The organism is Tessaracoccus yangjingae (assembly GCF_055326235.1).
In genome coordinates this window covers 110,715-129,043 of sequence record NZ_JBUZNN010000007.1, presented here as the reverse complement: position 1 = coordinate 129,043, position 18,329 = coordinate 110,715, and the positions used below count along the sequence as shown (strand labels likewise).

19 protein-coding genes are annotated in these 18,329 nt (G+C 68.6%); 8 read left to right on the top strand and 11 right to left on the bottom strand.

What is annotated here, in order from left to right:
• Positions 1 to 122: 122 nt before the first annotated feature.
• On the bottom strand, positions 123 to 977 hold the full coding sequence (locus ACZK5D_RS11540; RefSeq protein ID WP_463665370.1) for a serine protein kinase RIO: 855 nt from the start codon (positions 975 to 977) through the stop codon (positions 123 to 125).
• Between the two features lie 553 nt (positions 978 to 1,530).
• Here ACZK5D_RS11540 and ACZK5D_RS11535 point away from each other — a divergent pair.
• The 3 genes from ACZK5D_RS11535 to ACZK5D_RS11525 all read left to right on the top strand — a co-directional run bounded on the left by ACZK5D_RS11535 (position 1,531) and on the right by ACZK5D_RS11525 (position 5,264).
• A complete protein-coding gene (locus ACZK5D_RS11535; RefSeq protein WP_463665369.1) occupies positions 1,531 to 3,084 on the top strand; it encodes a M28 family peptidase in 1,554 nt (517 codons plus the stop codon).
• Between the two features lie 204 nt (positions 3,085 to 3,288).
• Positions 3,289 to 4,398 carry an endonuclease NucS domain-containing protein gene (locus ACZK5D_RS11530; RefSeq protein ID WP_463665368.1) on the top strand — a complete coding sequence of 370 codons (1,110 nt, stop codon included), beginning with the start codon at positions 3,289 to 3,291 and terminating at the stop codon, positions 4,396 to 4,398.
• 392 nt (positions 4,399 to 4,790) lie between these two features.
• A complete protein-coding gene (locus tag ACZK5D_RS11525) occupies positions 4,791 to 5,264 on the top strand; it encodes a hypothetical protein (protein ID WP_463665367.1) in 474 nt (157 codons plus the stop codon).
• 378 nt (positions 5,265 to 5,642) lie between these two features.
• On the opposite strand, the gene ACZK5D_RS11520 is transcribed toward ACZK5D_RS11525, so the two are convergent.
• The 6 genes from ACZK5D_RS11520 to ACZK5D_RS11495 form a co-directional block, all read right to left on the bottom strand.
• On the bottom strand, positions 5,643 to 5,960 hold the full coding sequence (locus tag ACZK5D_RS11520) for a 5-methylcytosine restriction system specificity protein McrC (RefSeq protein ID WP_463665366.1): 318 nt from the start codon (positions 5,958 to 5,960) through the stop codon (positions 5,643 to 5,645).
• Positions 5,932 to 6,174: a hypothetical protein gene (locus ACZK5D_RS11515; protein ID WP_463665365.1), complete on the bottom strand. Its 243-nt coding sequence runs from the start codon at positions 6,172 to 6,174 to the stop codon at positions 5,932 to 5,934. Before ACZK5D_RS11515 ends, ACZK5D_RS11520 begins: the two co-directional genes overlap by 29 nt.
• Positions 6,175 to 6,655: 481 nt before the next feature.
• Positions 6,656 to 8,584, bottom strand: coding sequence for a bile acid Fe-S flavoenzyme BaiCD (gene baiCD, locus ACZK5D_RS11510; protein ID WP_463665364.1), 1,929 nt, complete (start codon positions 8,582 to 8,584; stop codon positions 6,656 to 6,658).
• 294 nt (positions 8,585 to 8,878) lie between these two features.
• Positions 8,879 to 9,724, bottom strand: a complete 846-nt coding sequence (locus ACZK5D_RS11505; protein WP_463665363.1) for a thermonuclease family protein — start codon at positions 9,722 to 9,724, stop codon at positions 8,879 to 8,881.
• 281 nt (positions 9,725 to 10,005) lie between these two features.
• Positions 10,006 to 10,488 carry a DUF6326 family protein gene (locus tag ACZK5D_RS11500; protein ID WP_463665362.1) on the bottom strand — a complete coding sequence of 161 codons (483 nt, stop codon included), beginning with the start codon at positions 10,486 to 10,488 and terminating at the stop codon, positions 10,006 to 10,008.
• A gap of 158 nt (positions 10,489 to 10,646) precedes the next feature.
• Entirely contained in the window at positions 10,647 to 11,681 is a 1,035-nt protein-coding gene (locus ACZK5D_RS11495; protein WP_463665361.1) for an NAD(P)-dependent alcohol dehydrogenase, read from the bottom strand.
• 122 nt (positions 11,682 to 11,803) lie between these two features.
• Here ACZK5D_RS11495 and ACZK5D_RS11490 point away from each other — a divergent pair, with 122 nt between their 5' ends.
• Positions 11,804 to 12,478, top strand: a complete 675-nt coding sequence (locus tag ACZK5D_RS11490) for a TetR/AcrR family transcriptional regulator (protein ID WP_463665360.1) — start codon at positions 11,804 to 11,806, stop codon at positions 12,476 to 12,478.
• A 289-nt stretch (positions 12,479 to 12,767) separates the two neighbouring features.
• A complete protein-coding gene (locus ACZK5D_RS11485) occupies positions 12,768 to 13,103 on the top strand; it encodes a LysM peptidoglycan-binding domain-containing protein (RefSeq protein ID WP_463665359.1) in 336 nt (111 codons plus the stop codon).
• A gap of 81 nt (positions 13,104 to 13,184) precedes the next feature.
• Here ACZK5D_RS11485 and ACZK5D_RS11480 read toward each other — a convergent pair whose 3' ends face one another.
• Positions 13,185 to 14,108, bottom strand: coding sequence for an ankyrin repeat domain-containing protein (locus tag ACZK5D_RS11480; protein WP_463665358.1), 924 nt, complete (start codon positions 14,106 to 14,108; stop codon positions 13,185 to 13,187).
• A 155-nt stretch (positions 14,109 to 14,263) separates the two neighbouring features.
• Between ACZK5D_RS11480 and ACZK5D_RS11475 the strand changes: the two genes are divergently transcribed.
• Positions 14,264 to 14,464 carry a hypothetical protein gene (locus tag ACZK5D_RS11475; protein ID WP_463665357.1) on the top strand — a complete coding sequence of 67 codons (201 nt, stop codon included), beginning with the start codon at positions 14,264 to 14,266 and terminating at the stop codon, positions 14,462 to 14,464.
• A gap of 13 nt (positions 14,465 to 14,477) precedes the next feature.
• On the opposite strand, the gene ACZK5D_RS11470 is transcribed toward ACZK5D_RS11475, so the two are convergent.
• On the bottom strand, positions 14,478 to 15,194 hold the full coding sequence (locus tag ACZK5D_RS11470; protein WP_463665356.1) for a polysaccharide deacetylase family protein: 717 nt from the start codon (positions 15,192 to 15,194) through the stop codon (positions 14,478 to 14,480).
• A 254-nt stretch (positions 15,195 to 15,448) separates the two neighbouring features.
• On the opposite strand from ACZK5D_RS11470, the gene ACZK5D_RS11465 reads away from it, so the two are divergent.
• Together ACZK5D_RS11465 and ACZK5D_RS11460 are read left to right on the top strand one after the other, a co-directional pair.
• On the top strand, positions 15,449 to 16,042 hold the full coding sequence (locus ACZK5D_RS11465; protein WP_463665355.1) for a carboxymuconolactone decarboxylase family protein: 594 nt from the start codon (positions 15,449 to 15,451) through the stop codon (positions 16,040 to 16,042).
• Between the two features lie 303 nt (positions 16,043 to 16,345).
• On the top strand, positions 16,346 to 16,747 hold the full coding sequence (locus ACZK5D_RS11460) for a hypothetical protein (protein ID WP_463665354.1): 402 nt from the start codon (positions 16,346 to 16,348) through the stop codon (positions 16,745 to 16,747).
• A gap of 77 nt (positions 16,748 to 16,824) precedes the next feature.
• On the opposite strand, the gene ACZK5D_RS11455 is transcribed toward ACZK5D_RS11460, so the two are convergent.
• The gene (locus ACZK5D_RS11455) at positions 16,825 to 17,319 is read right to left on the bottom strand and encodes a cupin domain-containing protein (RefSeq protein ID WP_463665353.1); all 495 of its coding nucleotides are present in this window, start codon (positions 17,317 to 17,319) and stop codon (positions 16,825 to 16,827) included.
• Positions 17,320 to 17,457: 138 nt separating this feature from the next.
• Complete coding sequence (locus ACZK5D_RS11450; RefSeq protein WP_463665352.1) at positions 17,458 to 18,114, bottom strand: SDR family NAD(P)-dependent oxidoreductase; 657 nt, start codon at positions 18,112 to 18,114, stop codon at positions 17,458 to 17,460.
• Positions 18,115 to 18,329 lie beyond the last annotated feature (215 nt).

The following is an 18,329-nucleotide window of genomic DNA, read 5'->3' as shown; positions in this document are numbered from 1 at the left end:
TCGTGACGTGGCGCGGCAACTCCAAGCGCGACCCACGAGCCACCTGGGCACTGGGTCAGCTGTAACACCTACTGCAACATCGATGTTGCAGTAGGTGTTACAGCTGTTCATCTGCCTGGGTTTCACCAGGCGTGCGCCAGCACCTCCCCGAGGAGGTCGTCGCCGTCGACCGGCAGCCCCGCGCGGCTGAACCAGGCGGCCATGTTGGTGCAGTCGCGGCGGAGGAAGTCGAAGGCGTAGGGGTTCGACGCCAGGTCCACCAGCTGTGGCACGTCGATGATCACCAGCCGCGGCTCGTCGTCGTCGATCCCAGACACCAGCGTGTTGTACGGGCTGAGGTCGCCGTGGACGAGGCCGAGGCGGGCCATGGTCTGCATCGCCTTCCGCAACTGCGTGAACAGGTGGTCCAGCTGTGCGGCCGACGGGCGGGTCTGGTGGAGGCGCGGGGCCGCGGCGTCGCCGTCGGAGATGAACTCCATGAGGATCTCCGTGCCGTCGACCTGCACAGGGTACGGCACGGGCACGCCGGCCGTGTAGAGGGTGACGAGCGCGTTCCACTCGGCGCGCGCCCACAGCCCCGACTCGACGGCGCGGCCGTAGGTGGACTTCCGCGCGACTGCGCGAGTGTCGCGGCTGTTGCGGATGCGGCGACCCTCCGTGTAGCCGGTGTCGCGGTGGAAGAGCCGGCGGTCGGTGGACCGGTAGCGCTTGGCGGCCATGACGACGGAGCGCGTCGGGTCGTCGGGCACGGCGCGTTCGAGAAGGGAGACGTCTGCCTCCTTGCCGGACTTGAGCAGCCCGAGGTCGGTGTCGACGGCGGCCGCGGCCGTCACCAGCCAGTCCGGCCAGGGCTCGGGTCCACGGCAGAGCCGCTCGATGGAGTCCCAGGTGGACCAGCGTTGGTTGTCGGCGAGAGTGTCGCGGTAGGTGGTGGTGGATGCGTCGCTCCAACTGAACGACGACAGAAGGTTGGGCAAGGGTGGTTTCTCCTGAGGAGGAGGCACCCGACGGCGAAGGTCAGGCGGCGGGGGCCTCAAGTGAATTGGGGGTTGAGAAGGCGTGCACAGCAATGGGTGACATCTCTCTCCTCCCTTCACGAGGCTCCGAAGCGCAGCTTTGCGCTCCATCAGGCTAACAAATGGATGCCCCCGGGGCTAGGGGAACAGTTGGACCATGGGAGGGCGGCCCGTGGACGCGGCAGATCAGCGCCGCAGTCGCCTATCGCTCCCCGTTCACGTTCCATCATCAGCCTGATGACCGTCCGACTCCGAGTGGGGTCGGGCCCGTCTTCGACGCGCTGCCCCCCGGTCACCGCCGACGACCACCGGGGCGTGCTGGCCGTCATCCGATGCCTGGAGGCGTCGACGGGGTAGGGCGGGTCGCGGTCGCCTTGCCGAAGGCCCATTGTTGCGTGGCGCCGCAGATCACGATGCCGCCGCAAGGCCCGCTGGGTCGTGCGGTCGCCTGGAGCTGTCCGCTGGGGACAGCAGCCCCGTCCAGCCAGGACGGCCGGCACAGAGGGGCAGTTTCGTGGCCAGACTCAGGACAGCAGCACTGGCGGCTATCGCAGCGCTCTTCGCCGCCTCGACCGCAAGCCCCGGCAACGCGGCCCCGAGCACCAACAACACCGTGCGGAAGCTCACGCAGGCGGTGACGGCCGACGGAGTCATGGGCCACCTCGAAGCCTTCCAGCAGATTGCCGACGACAACGGTGGGGACCGTGCCTCCGGCCGCCCGGGGTACGACGCGTCGGTCGACTACGTCGTCGGGCAACTCGAAGACGCCGGCTATCAACCGACGGTGCAGGAGTTCAGCTTCACGTACCTCGTGGAGAACTCCGAGCTGGTGCGGGTTTCGCCTCTCCCTGTGTCCTTCGTGGAGGGTGTCGACTTCCTCCGCAACCGGTTCGACAGCGGGACGCCGGAAGGGACGGCCACCGGCTTGCTGGTGCCGGTCGATCTTCAGATCCCGCCGGCCCCCGCCCCCGATACCAGCACCAGCGGCTGCGACGCCACCGACTTCGCCGGATTCCCGGCGGGCGGCGTGGCTCTCGTGCAGCGGGGCACCTGCGGCTTCAACGTGAAGGTGCTCAACGCCCAGGGCGCCGGGGCGAGTGCGGTCATCGTGATGAACGAGGGCCAGACCGGCCGCACGGGCCTGACGACCATGATCGGCGACGCCACCGGCCTCACCATCCCGGCCGTCTTCACCACCTTCGCTGCAGGTATCGACCTCTCCCAGACCTTCGGCACAACGGTCCAAGTGACCGTGGACTACCTGGAGGAGGAGCGCACCACGCAGAACGTGTTCGCAGAGACGCTCACCGGCAACGACGACAACGTTGTGATGGCCGGCGCCCATCTCGACAGCGTCCAAGGTGCTGCCGGCATCAACGACAACGGTTCCGGCAGTGCCGCCCTGCTCGAGACGGCGCTCCAGATGGCCACGGTCAAGCCGGCTAACACAGTCCGATTCGCCTGGTGGGGGGCAGAGGAATCGGGCCTGCTGGGCTCCGCACACTATGTGTCGGGTCTGACCACCGCTGATGCCGCCCGCATCGCCCTCTATCTCAACTTCGACATGGTGGCCTCCCCCAACTACACCTTCGGCATCTACGACGGCGACAACTCCGGCGGCACCGCGCCTACTGGCTTCATCCCCGCGGGCTCGGACAAGATCGAGGACGTCTTCGAGCGCTACTACACCGGCCGGGGCGAGCCCTATCAGGACTCGGCGTTCTCGGGCCGCTCCGACTACGGCCCCTTCGTCGCGATCGGCATCCCGTCCGGCGGGCTGTTCACCGGCGCGGAGGGCCTCAAGACGGCTGGGGAGGCGGCGGTGTACGGGGGCACTGCGGGCATCGCGTACGACCCCTGCTACCACAAGGCCTGCGACACGGTCGACAACGTCAACCAGCACGCCCTGGACGTGAACTCCGACGCGATTGCCACGGCGGTGCTCTCCTTCGGCCTCGACACGAAGCTGGTCAATGGGGTCGCCGGTAAGCCCGGAAAGCGCCTCGGCCAGCTCCGGCAGTACAACCCCACCACGGTCGACCCCATGGCAGATCGCTACCGCAGCTGACCCACGTGGGTACCCGGCCCGGCTGCCCAAGCGACGGGCAGCCGGGCGGAGTCTTGCCGCTCGCGCTCCCAGGGAGCGTCGCGGATATGACGTTCGATGCACGGCACTCCCACGCGTGCGCCGACCTCAGCCTCCCTGTCCGAAGTAGGGCTGTTCTCGGCCGTTGCTGACGCGACGAACCGCTTGGTCCTGCAGACTGGCGGCATGCCAGTTGAAATGGGAATGTGGCGCATCGACGGAGACATGCCGCGCAGGCTGGGAGCAAGCACTCTTCCGTCGGAGGCGACGCTCGAAGAGTTCCTTGAACGCGACCCGTCTCTGTTGGGTGAGCGCCTCTTGGTGATCGGACGCCAGGTACGAACACCGTATGGCAAGTACATCGACCTGCTCGCGGTCGATGGTGAAGGCAACCTCTACGTCCTTGAGTTGAAGCGGGACAGGACGCCTCGCGATGTGGTCGCCCAGGCGCTGGACTACGGATCGTGGGTTTCGGCGCTCACTCGCGACGAGGTGCTTGTCATCGCCAACGCCCACCTCGACCAGCCCTTCGAGGTTGCCTTCGAGGAGACATTCGGTGGTACGCCTCCGGATGAGATCAACGCCGATCTACGCCTGACGATCGTGGCAACCGAGCTTGATTCGGGCTCGGAGCGCATCGTCACCTACCTGCGTGGTTTTGGCGTTCCCATCAACGCCGTCTTCTTCTCCTTCCTCGAAGACGAGGGCCGCCAATACCTGGCTCGTTCATGGTTCGCAACCAGCGATGACAATGGAGCAGCACCCACCGCACCGAAGCGTCGGCCTGGGAAGCGGGCAGAGTGGAACCAGCGCGACTGGTTCATCTCGTTCGGCGACGAGCTCGGTGGGCGGTCATGGGCAGACGGATTCAGGTACGGCTTCGTCTCAGCAGGCGGAGATCCCTGGTACTCACGAACCTTGCGAGCCGTACCGGAAGGCGCTCGGGTCAATGTGCATATCCCGAAGCGGGGTTACGTTGCTGTCGGGGTCACGCTGGGAGAGGCGCGGCGCTTTGACGACGCGCATATCGAGGTGGCCGGCCAGATGGTTCCGCTGGCGAAGCAGACTCTGACCGGCGCCTATCGCCATGCGGCTCCCCCAGAGCGTGAGGACGACGACGTCGCGGAGTGGGTCATACCCGTGCGCTGGATCGACGCTGTCTCCGCTGATCACGCCTACTGGGAGAAGGGCATGTTTGCGAACCAGAACAGCGCATGCAAGCTCCGCCAAGAGTTCACTCTTGATCGCCTCGCAACCCACTTCCACCTTGATGGGCACGACGGCGACAGCGCGTGACAAGCACCCGGGACGTTCACCGAGTACACGGCATCGAGCCGGCCCCCGGATCGGATATGGAGGGGGACTCGGGTAGGTAGCGATAACCAATGAGGGAGGATCCATGGCATGCCGAGATGCGAGGCGTGTGCCCAGACGCCGTGATGGATAGAGCGGTCCCTCTGGAATTCTTTGCAGGCAGCGTGCTCTAATCGGCGCGCCAAACCCGATACTCGATCCTGTCTAGGAGTACGGGATCTCCTACGTGGTTCATGCATCGGCAAAGCTGTCTGGAGCATCGTTGACACGATTGGGACCGCAATAGTCCGGCCGTAAACCGAAATCCCACCACCCGCTTGCGGCAGAGATCAGGGGTCATTGACGCCAGGTGATACTTCGACTTCAATTCCGCCATGTCAAGCGTCACGCAACCGCCGGATCAATCCGACGACAGCGCTGCGGTCGGGGCAAACGGCAGCACCCCCATCGACAAGCCAGCCGGGCCAACGCCCTCGCTAGGGAGCGGTGAACCACCGCACATCCGAGTGGCGCTAGGACGAGATCTGGTGGCCCTTGGATTCGTCATCGTTCTCGCGTCGCTCTCGCTGTCTCTGCTATTCCTCGCTACAGCCACGGAGGTCGCAGCCGCCATCGCTCCCGTGACCACAATGGTCGGCACCCTCATCGGCACCGTCTTCGGCGTCCAGGCGGCCACCCAGGCACAGGTCGCCAAGGCAACGGCATCGGAAGATGCCAGTGGCCGCACGGCTGCCACGGTGCTTCGCGAGGGAAATCTGACGCCTGAAGAGCGGCAACAGGTACTCCGCAGCCTGCGATCTTCCGGCGATACCACCCAAAACGGCAATCCATCGATCGAGTTCTTCTGATGCCAAACACAGATATGGGTAACCAGTACGAGGGGCTCTCTGGCCTCCTCAGGAATGGCCGGCTCCACGTCTCCTATGTGCTGTCCGTGGTGGGCATCGTGCTCGTGGTGTCCGTGGTCGGGGTGATCGGGGGTCGAGCCGCTTCACCCGGTGGACCCGAGTCCCCGTCGCCCACTGCCTCTGAGTCCGCCACTTCGAACTCCCCAGAAGGCACACAGCCCGGGCCCACGCCCGTCGGGACTGCCGAGAACCCGTCGCCAGAAGGCTCTCCCGACGCTTCCCCCACGACTACTGGCCCGTAGGACTGCCTGAGGCCTGGGCCCCATACAGGGGTCGTCTGTCCGGCATGCGGCAGACCCCCATGGGCCGCCAGCCGCTTCACCTCCGCGAGCAGTTCGGCGGGCTCCGCTCGAGGTCCAGGGTCTGCGCGACGATCCGCACCCCCGCCCTCCGCACAACGTGCGTCCTCGCCTCCTCGTAGCCCTTCGCATACACCAGGTGCCCCTCGGGCAGCCCGAGCACCGTGCAGTACGCCAGCATCTGGTAGAGGTCGGCCTGGGGGAAGCCGCTCGGCTTCTCCGCCTTGTACTTCGCATCGACCACCACCCTCGGCACGCCCTGCTCCAGCCACACGAAGTCTTGAGCAGCCCTGGTCCAGCGCGCTGTGTCAGCGTCCCTCGTCTGGGTCGCCCTCACGGCGCTCCTCCGGGACGGGCGAGTTCTCCGCCTTCCTCTTGAACAGTCCACCCAGCGCCCCGCCGACGGAGCTCGCTGCCCCCTTGATCGCAGCCCCCGCCTTCTGAGCCGCAGCGGCCGCACGGGGCTGGTCTGGGACGCCGTCGCCGTCAAGGTCTACTGCGCGGAACACCTCAGTGGCCTTGTCGATGCCTTGGCTCCCGATTCGCTTCACAGCAGCGGCGCTCTCCGCGCCGGTGGCCGCCGCCTTCTGGATCACCTCGCCGGCGGCGCAACTCGGCAGATCCGGACATGAGCCTCCACAAGCCGCGGTCTTGAGACAAGCCGGCAGGGAGATCGGCCGGGCCACCAGTGGCAGGGCGGCATGTCGGGGGGGGGATCCTCACCGATCCGCGCCGCTGCCCGGAATCTGACCGGAGTCAGGCATTACTTCCGGGCTGACTTCATCGACAACTATGAAGAAGACGCCCGCACAGACGAGCCCACAACCCAGTTGATACGGGCGGACATGAACCACCCCAGCAGCGGCCCGGAGCAACCTCCGGCGGGGATGCTTCTCCTCGACGCCTTCACGACAGCGATCGCGCGGAACGGCTCGGCGACGCCACGACACTCATCAGGAAGGCCATCGCTGAACAAGTGGGCATCAGCCAACAGGCAGTCAACACGTTCGAACGTGATGACTGCCGCCGTCCTCACTCGATCGCCAGCGCGACCTTCGTCGCCTCATGGATGGCCTGGATCGCCCGTCGAGCCTCCTTCGCATCGCCGATCACGTAGCAGGGAATCCCCAGCTGGGCCGCGCGATCCTCAAGCGCCTGTGTCGGGCGCGACCGCGCACCGACGGCCAGCACCACCGAGTCGTACGGCAGCTCCGCGAGCTCGCCGTCGTGCTCATAGACCACCGCGCTCGGGGTGATCTCGCGACACGTCGCACCCGGAATCATCCGCACCCCGGCCGCGGCCAGCTCCTCCATCACGCTGATCTTGCGGATCTGCCCGATGTCCTCGCCGACGGCGCCGAGCATCTCCAGCACAGTCACCGACGTGGCCTTCCCCACCAGATACTCGGCCACCTCCAAGCCCACCAGGCCACCGCCCACGACAACCACGTTGCCCGACGGGAACACGGTCTGGCTCAGCACGTCATGGGAGTCGCACACATGCGGGAGGTCGCGGCCCGGGAACGTCGGCAGGATTGGCCGCGCGCCCGTCGCGACGATGAGCGCGTCGGCGCCGTCGAGCTTCTCCGGGGTGAGCTGGTCGTGCATCCGCACTTCAACGCCCTCCTTGACCAGCGTCCTGCCCATCGCGATCGCCGCCTCACGCATCTCCGCCTTGCGAGGCGCCATCCCCGCCAGCAGGAACTGGCCGCCCAGCTCGTGCGTCTGCTCGAACAGCACGGGGTGGTGCCCCCGCCGGTGCAGCAGGGTTGCCGCCTGCATCCCGCCGACACCGCCCCCGGCCACGTAGACCAGCTTCGGGTCCGACGTCGGCTTGAGCTGCTGTTCATCCTCCAGCCCGACGGAGGGGTTGCGCAGGCAGGTGATGTGCGGCATCGCCGGGTCGACGAAGCCGTCGAAGCATCCCTGATTGCAGCCGATGCAGTAGACGATCTCGTCCTCGCGGCCCTGGCTGACCTTCGTCACGAACTCGGGATCCGCCAACTGGGCCCGGCCCATCACCACGAGGTCAGCCTGCCCACTGGCGAGGATCTCCTCGGCCTGATCGCCGCGGTTGATCCGGCCCACGGCCATGGTCAGCATGCCCGTCTCGCGCTTGACGCGCGCCGCATTGGCCACGTTGAAGCCCCGCGGCAGGTCGATCGACGGCACCTCGTACTTGAGCCCCGGCCCGAACAGGTTCCCGCGCGACACGTCGAGCACGTCAATCCCGGCCTCCCCCGCCCACGTGCAGAACTGGATGACCTCCTCGGTGGTGAGCCCTCCCTGGAGGTAATCGTCCTGGGCATCCACGCGCATGAACAGCGGCATCTCCGCGGGCACGTTGGCCCGCATCGCCCCGATGATGCGCAGCAGGAACCGGGCGCGGTTCTCCAGCGAGCCGCCGTACTCGTCGTCACGCTGGTTCAGCGCGCCGGAGAGGAACATGTGCGGGGTGTAGCCGTGGGCGGCGTGGAACTCCAGAGTGTCGAAGCCGGCCTCGACGCAGCGTCGGGCCGCCTGCCCGAACGCCTCGACTGCGGCGTCGATATCGTCGAGTGTCATCGCCGGCACCGTGTAGTCAGCGCTGAGCGGCATGGGGCTCGGCGTGAGGATCCGGGCGGTGGGATCAGAGGCGACGGCGACCCCACCCAGCCACAGCTGCACCCCGGTCTTCCCGCCCGCGGCGTGCAGCACGTCGTTGAACCTGGTGAGCATGGGCAGGAACCTGTCGTGGGCCACCGAGACGAACTTGGCGGGCGAGGCCGGCTCGTAGACGGAGGCCACCTCGAGGAAGTTCAGCCCACAGCCGCCCTTGACGCGGGCCAGCTGGTAATGGATCAGCTGCTCGGTGACGAACTTGTCCTGGGTGGCCATCTTGGTCCCCATGGCCGGGTAGACGATCCGGTTCGGCAGTTCGAGGCCGCGGATGGTGATCGGGGACAACAGGTGCGGGTACATCGCTACTCCATTCGACGTTGAATGTGCCCTTCCATGGTAGGTACCGCGCCCTGGCCCGCCGGAGGCGGGGTGCGCCCACGGGAGCGCTACCTGGCTACACACCCTGACGGTCGCGGCAAGCGCCGACGGACCATGCGCGCAAGGACGTGAGCGCAACCGGCGAAATACTCGGCCCCTCAATACTCCCCGGCGGCATGTGAGTGTTGCCGGAGAGCCGTGGCGGATGGAGGCGGGGGCAGAAGGGATGGAGGGGCCTCTCTGGGCTGGCGCCTCGCGCCGCGCCAACCCCGCCGTCTACTCGCAGGCGAGGCCGTCGTTGTCGCCGTCGCCGCTGTGGCCAGTGCCGTACTGGAACCAGTTGTAGATCTCCACCTCAGCCGGGTCGTCCACGCTGAACGGTCCTGTCGGATGCCCGACGGTGTTCTTCTTCAACTTGCTACACGACCCGTACTGCTCCCACCACGGATCCTCCGTCACCACCGGCGCCACCGGCGCAGCGAGCGGCGCAACGCTCTCCTGAGGCTCCTCGCGGCAGACGACGGTGATCACCGAGCCATCCGGACCCACCGAGGCCAACTGCGCGGCGCGGTAAGCCGCCTGGCGGGGGTGCGCGGGGTAGCCGTCCGTCGAGTCGTACCGGGCGATCGCGTTGCCGGCCTCCACCTGCATCTGGCCCAGGTCGACGCCGCTCTCGATGATGACGTAGCGGAGGAGGCGCCCGTGGGAGTCGCGGTCGTTCTGCCCTTCCGGCAGCTCGAGCGTCACCACATCACCGACGGACACGGCACGACCGATCGCCATCGACGCCTCGTCGTGACCGCACTCACCCCGTTCAGGGGAGTCGATGCCGATCAGACGGACGGTGCCCTGGCTTGTCTCGACGGTGTCGCCGTCGATGACGGCGGAGAACGTCACCGGAATCTGCGTGGGCTCGCTCGGCTCGACGGTTTCCGTCACCGTCGGGGCTGCTGTCGGCGGCAAGACGGCGGCCTCTGAGCCACGTGGTTCCGAAGGTGACGGCGAGGTGCTCAGCGCCTTCGCGCCGATCTCATCCCGAGTGGACTCGAGGGTGCAGCCGCCCGCACCCAACGCCAGCACCACCGCCACGATCACCACGCACGGCGTGCGCGCGCTCTTCATGCTCTCCACCCCCGTCGGGAGATCGCCGCCGACACTCGTTCGCTGGGCCGGCCCTCCCTGTGCACTCGACAGTAGTTCACCGAGCGGGCGCGCACCTGGGGATGCCGTGAAGCGGCGGCGCCAGCTTGCGCGCGAACAGGTCCCCACCACTTCGCATACGGTGGCCCTCGTCGCACACCCTGCTGGCTATGCGAGGTGGCCGGCGGTATGCGAAGTGGGCCGGGCCGGGCGCATTCCTCGGACCGGAAGAAGTACAGTCCCCTTCCGACCGACGTGGGCCCCTAGCCGAAATGGTGAGCCAAAGGATGGGCTGCCAGGGGCGCTGGTGATGCGGCGCGCGGCCAGGTCCAGGCGGAACGCAGGATGAAGGCCAGGAGCAGCACCTCCAGTCCGATGGACAGGCCGTAGAAGAAGACCCAATCCCAGGACTCCCCTGCCGCGTTGACCACCGAGTAGGGGATGTAGAGCGTCGCGGCGACGAGGTTCGTGGCGCGGTTCACCCGGGCGGGCAGCGTCATGGAGAGCATCACCATCAGGGCCGGCACCGCCACGGACGCGAGCATCGCGGTCAGCAGCGTCGGGCTGATGGCGAACTCGAAGACGACGCCGGCGCGGAGGTTGTCGATGACGCCGGGCTTGTGGAGATGGAAGTAGTCGACGTAGATGTAGAGGAACATGAAGCTGGTCCACGCGGCGGCGAGCTTGGCCTGCACGGGGACCGGCGGGGCATAGAGCGGGGTCGCGGTGTTCGTTGCGTTGGTCATGGGTTCTTCCTTCTGTTGAGAGGTGCGGTTCTTCGGCCCAGGTGGACGGGTCCGGGGAGCGCGTGCTGGGTCGTTCTCGTCGGTGGCGCCGCCAAACGGTTACGACGAGATGCCTGTCTACGAGAGCGGGCAGCGCGGCGGTTTCGTCGATGCGGTCGTCAGAGGGTGACGACCACCTTCCCCCTTGTGTGCCCGGCCCCCACGTAGCGGAGGGCGTCGGCTGCCTCGTCGAGGGGGTACGTGCGGTCGATGAGCGGCCTGACCTGGCCCGTCGCGAGGAGGTCTGCCAGGGCCAGCAGGTCCTGCTGCTTCTCGACCGAGACGAGCGGCTTCAGCCGCTGACGGGTGAACCCGGACAGCAATCGCGCCTTCACGATCCGGCCCAGTGGGCCGAGCCAGCGGCCGCCGCGTCCGCTGTTGGGGATGAGGGTGCCGGTAGGGGCCAGCGCTCGGCGGACAGCCGACAGGGGGTGAGCTTCCACGTTGTCGAGGATGACGTCGTAGCGCCTCCCGGCAGCGGTGAAGTCGGTCTGCGTGTAGTCGACGACGTGGTCGGCGCCGAGCGATCGGACCAGGTCCACGTTGCGGGTGCTGCACACACCCGTCACCTCGGCGCCGAACGCCTTGGCGATCTGGACGGCGAAAGAGCCCACGCCGCCCGACGCGCCCGTGACCAGCACCGTCTGGCGGGGCTGGACGTCCGCGATGTCGCGCAGCGCTTGCAACGCCGCCAGGCCCGACGTGGGCACCGCCGCCGCCGCCACGCTCGACAGGCCGGCGGGCACGGGAACGACGTGGTCCGCCGGGACGCAGGCGTACTCCGCGAGCGTTCCGTCCGTGCTCCAGCCGAACACCTCGTCGCCAAGGCGGATGGCTGTGACATCCGTCCCGACCGCCTCAACCACGCCGGCGAGGTCGCGGCCGGGGATGCCGAGGCGCGGCCGTCGGAGCCCGTACACCAGGCGCAGCACGTACGGCTCACCGGTCATGACGAAGTAGTCGCCCACGTGCACCGCCGCCGCGCCCACCCGGACGAGCACATCGCCCGGGCCGGGCTGAGGCCGCGCGACCTCGGACACCTCAAGCACCGACGGCGGGCCGTAACGCTGCTGAACGGCCGCCCGCATCATCGCCGCCGCGCTCGCCTCCGGTGCCGATCGGGTTCCCGCATCCTGTCGCTGTCCTGTCTCCACTGGAGCCTCCTCACCTTCGAACCGAGAGCCTCAAAGGCTCGTACACCGTACGTCGTACGCTGTACGTCCAACTATGGTCGTACGATGTACTACTGTCAAGCCTCACGGGAGAGCGAGGGATCATGCCAGCGAGGAAGCAGAGCAAAGGTGCGTTGGACAAGGGGCTGAGCAAGCAGCGGGTGGTGGCCGAGGCGATCCTGCTCGCCGACCGCGAGGGGGTCCACGGCCTGAGCATGCGCCGGCTGGCCGACGCGCTCGGCGCGGGCGCGATGTCGCTCTACCACTACGTGGCGAACAAGGAGGAGCTGCTGGACGCCATGATCGACGTGGTGTTCGAGGAGATCGAGCTCCCTCCCGAGGACACCGACTGGCAGACGGCGATGCGACGGCGGTCGACGTCCGCCCGCCAGGTCCTCGCACGCCACCCGTGGGCGATCGGGCTGATGGAGTCGCGGACAGCGCCGGGGCTGACCCACCTCCGTCACCGCGAGGCGGTCACCGCCTGCCTACGGAGGGCCGGCTTCTCTGTGGTGATGGCGACGCACGCCAACTGGCTGCTCGACGTCTACGTCTACGGTTTCGCCCTCCAGGAGGCCAGCCTGCCGTTCGACAACGCCGACGAGTTCGCCGACATGGCCGAGGACGTCTTCCTGCCCCAGCTTCCGCCCGACGAGTTCCCCTACCTGAGCGAGTCCGCCGCAGCGCTCGTCGCCGCCGGCTACGACCCGGCAGACGAGTTCACCTTCGGCCTCGACCTCGTCCTGGCCGCCCTCGAACCCCTGAGAACTTCCGAGTAGCAGCGCTGACGAGACGTCGCGCGGGGACCAGTCAGCTTGGATAGCCGCCTTGAGAGCCACCGTGAGTCCCGGGACCCGCTGGAACTCGTCGATCGGGAGGAGGCTCCGGGGTGTTGGGCGAGGAAGCTCGAAAATCGGTGGCTGCTTTCGCCGTAAAACGGTGGCAACCGTGGCTCGCAAAACGGTGGCTTCTTGCTCGCGTCCACCGAATCCCCACGCGACGGCGCCGCCCGGCGCTAGCGTGCGGCTTGGGCCCGCCGCCATGGCGGGCGAACGTGAGGAGACCCGGATGATCGAGAACCAGGGACCCACCCCGACCCACACGGTGGTATCAGGCGACACGCTGAGTGAGATCGCGCAAAAGTACAAGGTCAGCGTCGCCGACCTCACGGCGTGGAACGAGATCAAGGACGCGAGTCTGATCAAAGTGGGGCAGGTCATCAAGGTGGGCAAGCCCAGTGAGGACTTCATCTACACGGTGGTCAAAGGCGACACCGTCTCGGGGTTGGCCCAGCGATTCGGCAAGCGCTGGGTGGACATCGCCGTCTACAACAAGCTTGAGGACATCAACCTGATCTACATCGGCCAGAAGCTCCTCATCCCCGGTCAGGGCGTCGTCCGCTGACGGTGGGGACCGCGCGACCTTGGGCCTCGGCCGGACCTCGCGGCCCGCTTCTTAGCGCGACGTGAGCGGCGTCAGCGATGCCTACTTTGTGTCGTCGCCCAACAGGTGGGCCGCCACCCCGGGATGGCCGAAGTGCTCGGCCCACACCGCGGGCGCCATCCCGAACTGGGCGTCCGGCAGGGCGCGGTCGGCGCCGTGGGCCAGCAGCAGTTCGACGGTGGCCAGCTCCCCCGCGGCGGCGGCGTAATGCAGCGCGCTGGGGTTTCCGGCGTCGACGGCGGCGCCATGCTCCACCAACGCGCGCACCGCGTCCCAGTGCCGCAGGCCCGCCGTCTCGACGAGCAGCGACGGCGGCACCTCTGCCCCGCCGTCGAGCAGCCGCGACACTTCCGCCGGATCTCCCCGCCGGGCCGCCGCGACGAGCGGGTCGCGGCCGTCGCGCTGGGCGCGATACAGGTCGCGGAGCAGGCAGATCTCCGCTCCGTGGGCGATCACCTCGCGGTTGATGTGCATCACAAGCGCCGCCATCGACTGCTCGGCGTGATGCTCGCCCTTCGGGCCGAGAGGCAGGAGGAGGGCGTCGTCGTCGAGGGCGGCCACGCCGTCGCGCCAGAGGGCGTAGGCCTGCTGGAGGAAGGCGAGGGCGTTGTCGGCGGTGGCGGGGAGTGGCTCGGGCCACCAGCGCGGGTCGAACATGATGGCGTCGTCGCCGGGGAGCGCGCCGCCGGGGAGCGACGGGTCACCGAAGAAAGCGCGCGCCCGCTTGCCGAGGACGTCGCGGCCGATGTGCGCGACCCGCCACGCGATGGTGGTCACCGGCGGGACGGGCGGCTCGACCGGCAGCGACTCAGGCTGCAGCGCGCCGTCAGCGTCGGGCCGCAGAGTCCAGGCGCCGTCGGCCGGCTCCCACCAGTACTCGTCGTCGGTCAGACCCTCGAGTCGCGGCCACAGGTGCACCGCCCAGTAGAAGTCCAACTGGTCGCGCAGAGTCTCTCCCCATGTCATGACCCGACCGTAACCCCCGCCACCGGTTTCTGTCGGCGCTCGTCGGTAGACTCCGACCAAGTCAGATGAGTCGCGGCAGGGGCCCGCGGAGCTGTGACCTGGGACGCAGACGTCCGGGGTCGGACGGTCTGGCTGCCTGGAGCGGTCGGGCGCACGTGACTCACCTCGCCGTAGACCTGCGGTCCGAGACCCCCAGCCGGAACAGGATCCGCTCCGCGGTCCGGAAGGCCCTGACGGACCCGGTCATCCGCGACGCCGTCGCCAGGATCCGCGTCGAGCTGGCGGGCTACGACGCCTTCGCGCTCATCGACGCCGACATCGAGACGGACGCCGCGGCCCGCGCGCTCAGTCGGTAGGCGTGATTGGAGCTCAGCCCAGGGGGCCGAGCACGTCCCGTAGGCGCGCGAACGTGAGCCCGCCGTCGAGTAGGCGCGGCAGCGCCTCCGCCATGCCGTCTGATGTGCCGGACCCCGGACGGTTGAAGTGCCCGATGCAGATCGAGCCCGCCGTGGCCGTGGCCATCGACTGCCGCACCTGCGCGGGGGTGAAGGTGGCGCCCGCGTCGGCGTTGACGTCGAAGTTGACCACGCGTTGGCCGAGTTCGGCGACGATCTCCACCGCGACGTCGTCGACGTGCGCCGTCCCGGATCGGAACCACCGCGGCGGCTCACCCGTCAGTTCGGCCAGCCGGGCGTGCCCGCCCATCACCTCGTCGTAGGCCTCCCCCACCGACGCCGTGCCGGGGATGCCGTACGCCTCCGCGCCGCCGACCGACAGCGGCTTGTGCGCGGTGCCGTGGTTGGCGAGCTCGAACAGCGGGTCGTCCGCGAGCTCACGCGCGATGCCCGGGTTGGCGTCGATCCACCGCAGGTTGAGGAACAGCGTGGCCGGCACCTGCAGCCGGCGGAGAACCGCGATGAGGGCCTCGTCGTAGCCGGATCCGTTGCGGCCGCCGCAGGCGTCGAGCGTCACGACGGCGGGCTCGGCCTCGCTGCGCAGCACCACTCCGTCGACCTCCAGCCCCCACTGCGTGGGGGTTCGGCCGCCGTAGCGGGCGACGATGTCGTCGCGGCTGAGGAGCGGCATTGCCGTCCGGGACGGGCTCGGGGTCGGCTCGACGCTGGGCGACGGTGTAGCCGGCGAAGGCTGTGAAGCAGACGGCCGGGCGGGCTCCACCGCGCTCGGCGACTCCGACACCGACGGCGCGGCGGCACAGCCGGCCAGGCCGGCAAGGCCGAGCCCGAGCACCCCTCGTCGCGCGATTCGCATGGGAGATTGTGTCACGGCGCTGAATCCCCCGTAACGGTGCTACCGGCCCCGGCAGGGCGTGAGAATGGGGGATGTTCATCGATTCGATCCCCGAGTCCGAGGCCGAGGGCCCGCTCGCCGACTGGTACGCCTCCCAGCGCAAGGCCTGGGGGCTCCTGCCCGACTACGCCGGATGCTTCTCGTCCCGCCCGGACGTGGCCCACGCCTGGGCCTCCCTCAACCTCACCATCCGCGGCGGCATGGACCGACGGAGGTTCGAGTTGGCGACGATCGCGGCCGCCCGCGCCTTCCGCTCCACCTACTGCTCGGTCGCGCACGCGAGCTTCCTCCGCGACGTCTGCAACGATCCGGACACGCTCCAGCACCTGGTCGATCAACCCGACGGCTCCACGCTGGACGCCTCGGACGCGGCGGTCTACGCCTTCGCCACGAAGGTGGCCACAGATCCAAGCACCGTCGAGCAGGCCGACGTCGATGCCTTGACGGCCGCCGGCCTGTCCCAAGCGGAGGTGGCCGACATCGTGTTCGCCGTGGCAGCACGCGCCTTCTTCACCACCGTCCTCGACGGCCTGGGGGCGCGCCTCGACCCGGGCATCGCGGCGCGGTTCGACCCGGAGACCCTGCAGGTCATGACGGTGGGCCGCCCGGTCGGGGACGAGGGCTGAGGGGGAGTCTCGGCTCCCCGGCGCCGGGCGCGCCGAAGGCGCCGCGGAGTGTCGGATCATGGTCGGTCTGTCGTCCGAGATCCGACACTCAATGAGGCGTCGTGGGCGTCGCGGTCGAACCCTTCGAGACCTGCGCAATTCTCCCTGTGGAGCGTTCTGCGTGCATATGCACAGACGGCTCCCCCCGGGTAGATGAACGAAGGGCATTCGGGCCAGAGGACATGCTCGATGACGAACGGGCGGCCTCAGCCAGGAATAGCATGTAAATATGCCCGTAAGGGCGGTGAGATCCCGGGAGGGGCCATGTTCGTCACACTTGTGGCAGTCGTGCTCGCCATCGCTATCGTCGGGGTGATCGTCGTGATCGACCGGAGGAATCCGGCCCCACCTGGCCCCGCTCCACGCCCCACCCTTGCGGCGTGGTCCTCCTTCGGATTCGGTCTTGTGGCCCTCGTCGCGCTGGCTGTGCCGCTGCTGATGAGTTGGACCGCGCCGTCGGCCGATGAGGGCGAGGTGACGGTATCCAATTCGCAGCTGTTGCCGCTGGCCGCGATCTCGTTCTCGCTGGTCGGACTCGCCCTCGGCGTGTACGCCATCCAGCGTCAGGATCGGCACTGGCCGGTGTGGGTTGGCATCGCCGCGAGCGGCCTGACCGTCGCGTTCTGGGTGTTCTTCCTGGCCGGGAACATCGTCGCGCCGGCCTGACCCGTGGCGGGTCTCCCGCGTGGCGTGAGCGTGACCCACACCGCGAACCCAGTCGAGAGCTGTCCCAGGCCGGCGCTTCAGAAGTTGAGCCCGTACCGTTCCACCAGGACCATGGTGGCGTCGAAATCCACCTCTGCCCCGTACTCCGCAGCCAGGGCGGGGAGCGTCTCCGGCGAGTACTCCCCGCCGGGTTCGGCGAGCCGTCTGAAGAGTGCCTCGATCCCCCCGGGGCAGATGATCTCCAGCACGCGGAGCTGGTCCTCGCCTGCGTTCCAGAATGTGTGCCATCGTCCGCGCGGCTTGAAGACGAAGTCTCCGCGGGTGGCCGTGGCCACCTCGCCCTCCTCCATCACGGCGAGGGTGCCGTCGAGCACAAGGCTGTACTCGTCCTCCCTACTGTGGCGATGCACCGGAGCGGCCAGGACCTTCGGCTCAAGCGTGTGCTCAACCACGGCGAGACTCCCGCCCGAGGCGGCGCTCTCGAGCAGGTATCGATCCAGGTTGTTGCCTGCGCCGGTCACGTCGCCGTCGCCGGATCTGAGTACTCGGGGGCCTGCGAACCTGTCGTTCATCCAGTCAGGCTAGGCGGACGGTCCGGCGGCGGGACCCGCTCGGCGGAGCGGAAACCGGGACCGCCTGCTGACCAGCGGGTTTGGCTTCGGTTTGGTTTCTCGGGGCAACGGGTTCAGGGTGACGAGAAACCGCCCTAGTCAGACGAACTCGGCGGCGAGCACCCTGGACTCCTCGCGCTCGACCGCGGCCACGACGCGCTCCGCGACGACGGCGGGGTCCAGCCCGCGCGGCATCGCGGGCGCCTGCCCGGAGAGGGGGCGGGTGGCCAGCCCAGTCTCGGTGTGGGGCGGCTGGGCATCGCACACCAGCACCCCGGAGCGTCGCAGCTCGCGGCCCAGCGCCGCGAACCCCGCCGCCGTTGCGGCCTTGGAGGCGGAGTAGGCGGCCATGCCCGCCACCGGCTGCGAGGCCACCACCCCGCTCAGGTTCACGAGGAACCCGCGGGTCTCCGCCAGCGCGGGAATGAGGCGCCGAGCCAGCCACAGTGGGCCGATCGCGTTGGTGAGGAACAACTCCTCGATCACCTCGTCCTCGGTGTCTGCCAGCGGACCGAAGGCCACCACCCCGGCGGCGATCACCACACCGTCGAGATGGCCGTGCCGCTGCCGGGCGTGAGCGACGAGGGCGTCACCCGAGCCGGCATCCTGCAGGTCCACCACCACGTCGACCTCGCCGCGACGGCCAGAACGGATGACGACGGCGCCGCGCGCGGTCAGCACCCGGCAGATCTCCGCGCCGAGGACGCCGGTGGCGCCCACCACCGCGACGACGCGGCCCTCCAGGGATCGGGCCATGGGAACTCCTCGAGGGTCGGGGACGGATGTCTCCGATTCAACCACCGCGGGGCCCGCGTGGGGCCCGTCGGGGGCCGGCCCTCACCGGCAGGAGTGGGCGGGTAGTCGCCACCAGATCCACCGCACAGGCCTGCGCGGACCGGAGAACCCTGCAGACCCGGCGAGGACCCCTGGCCGGGGTGTGCGTTGAGCCGATGGATGGGTTCGTGGCGGGA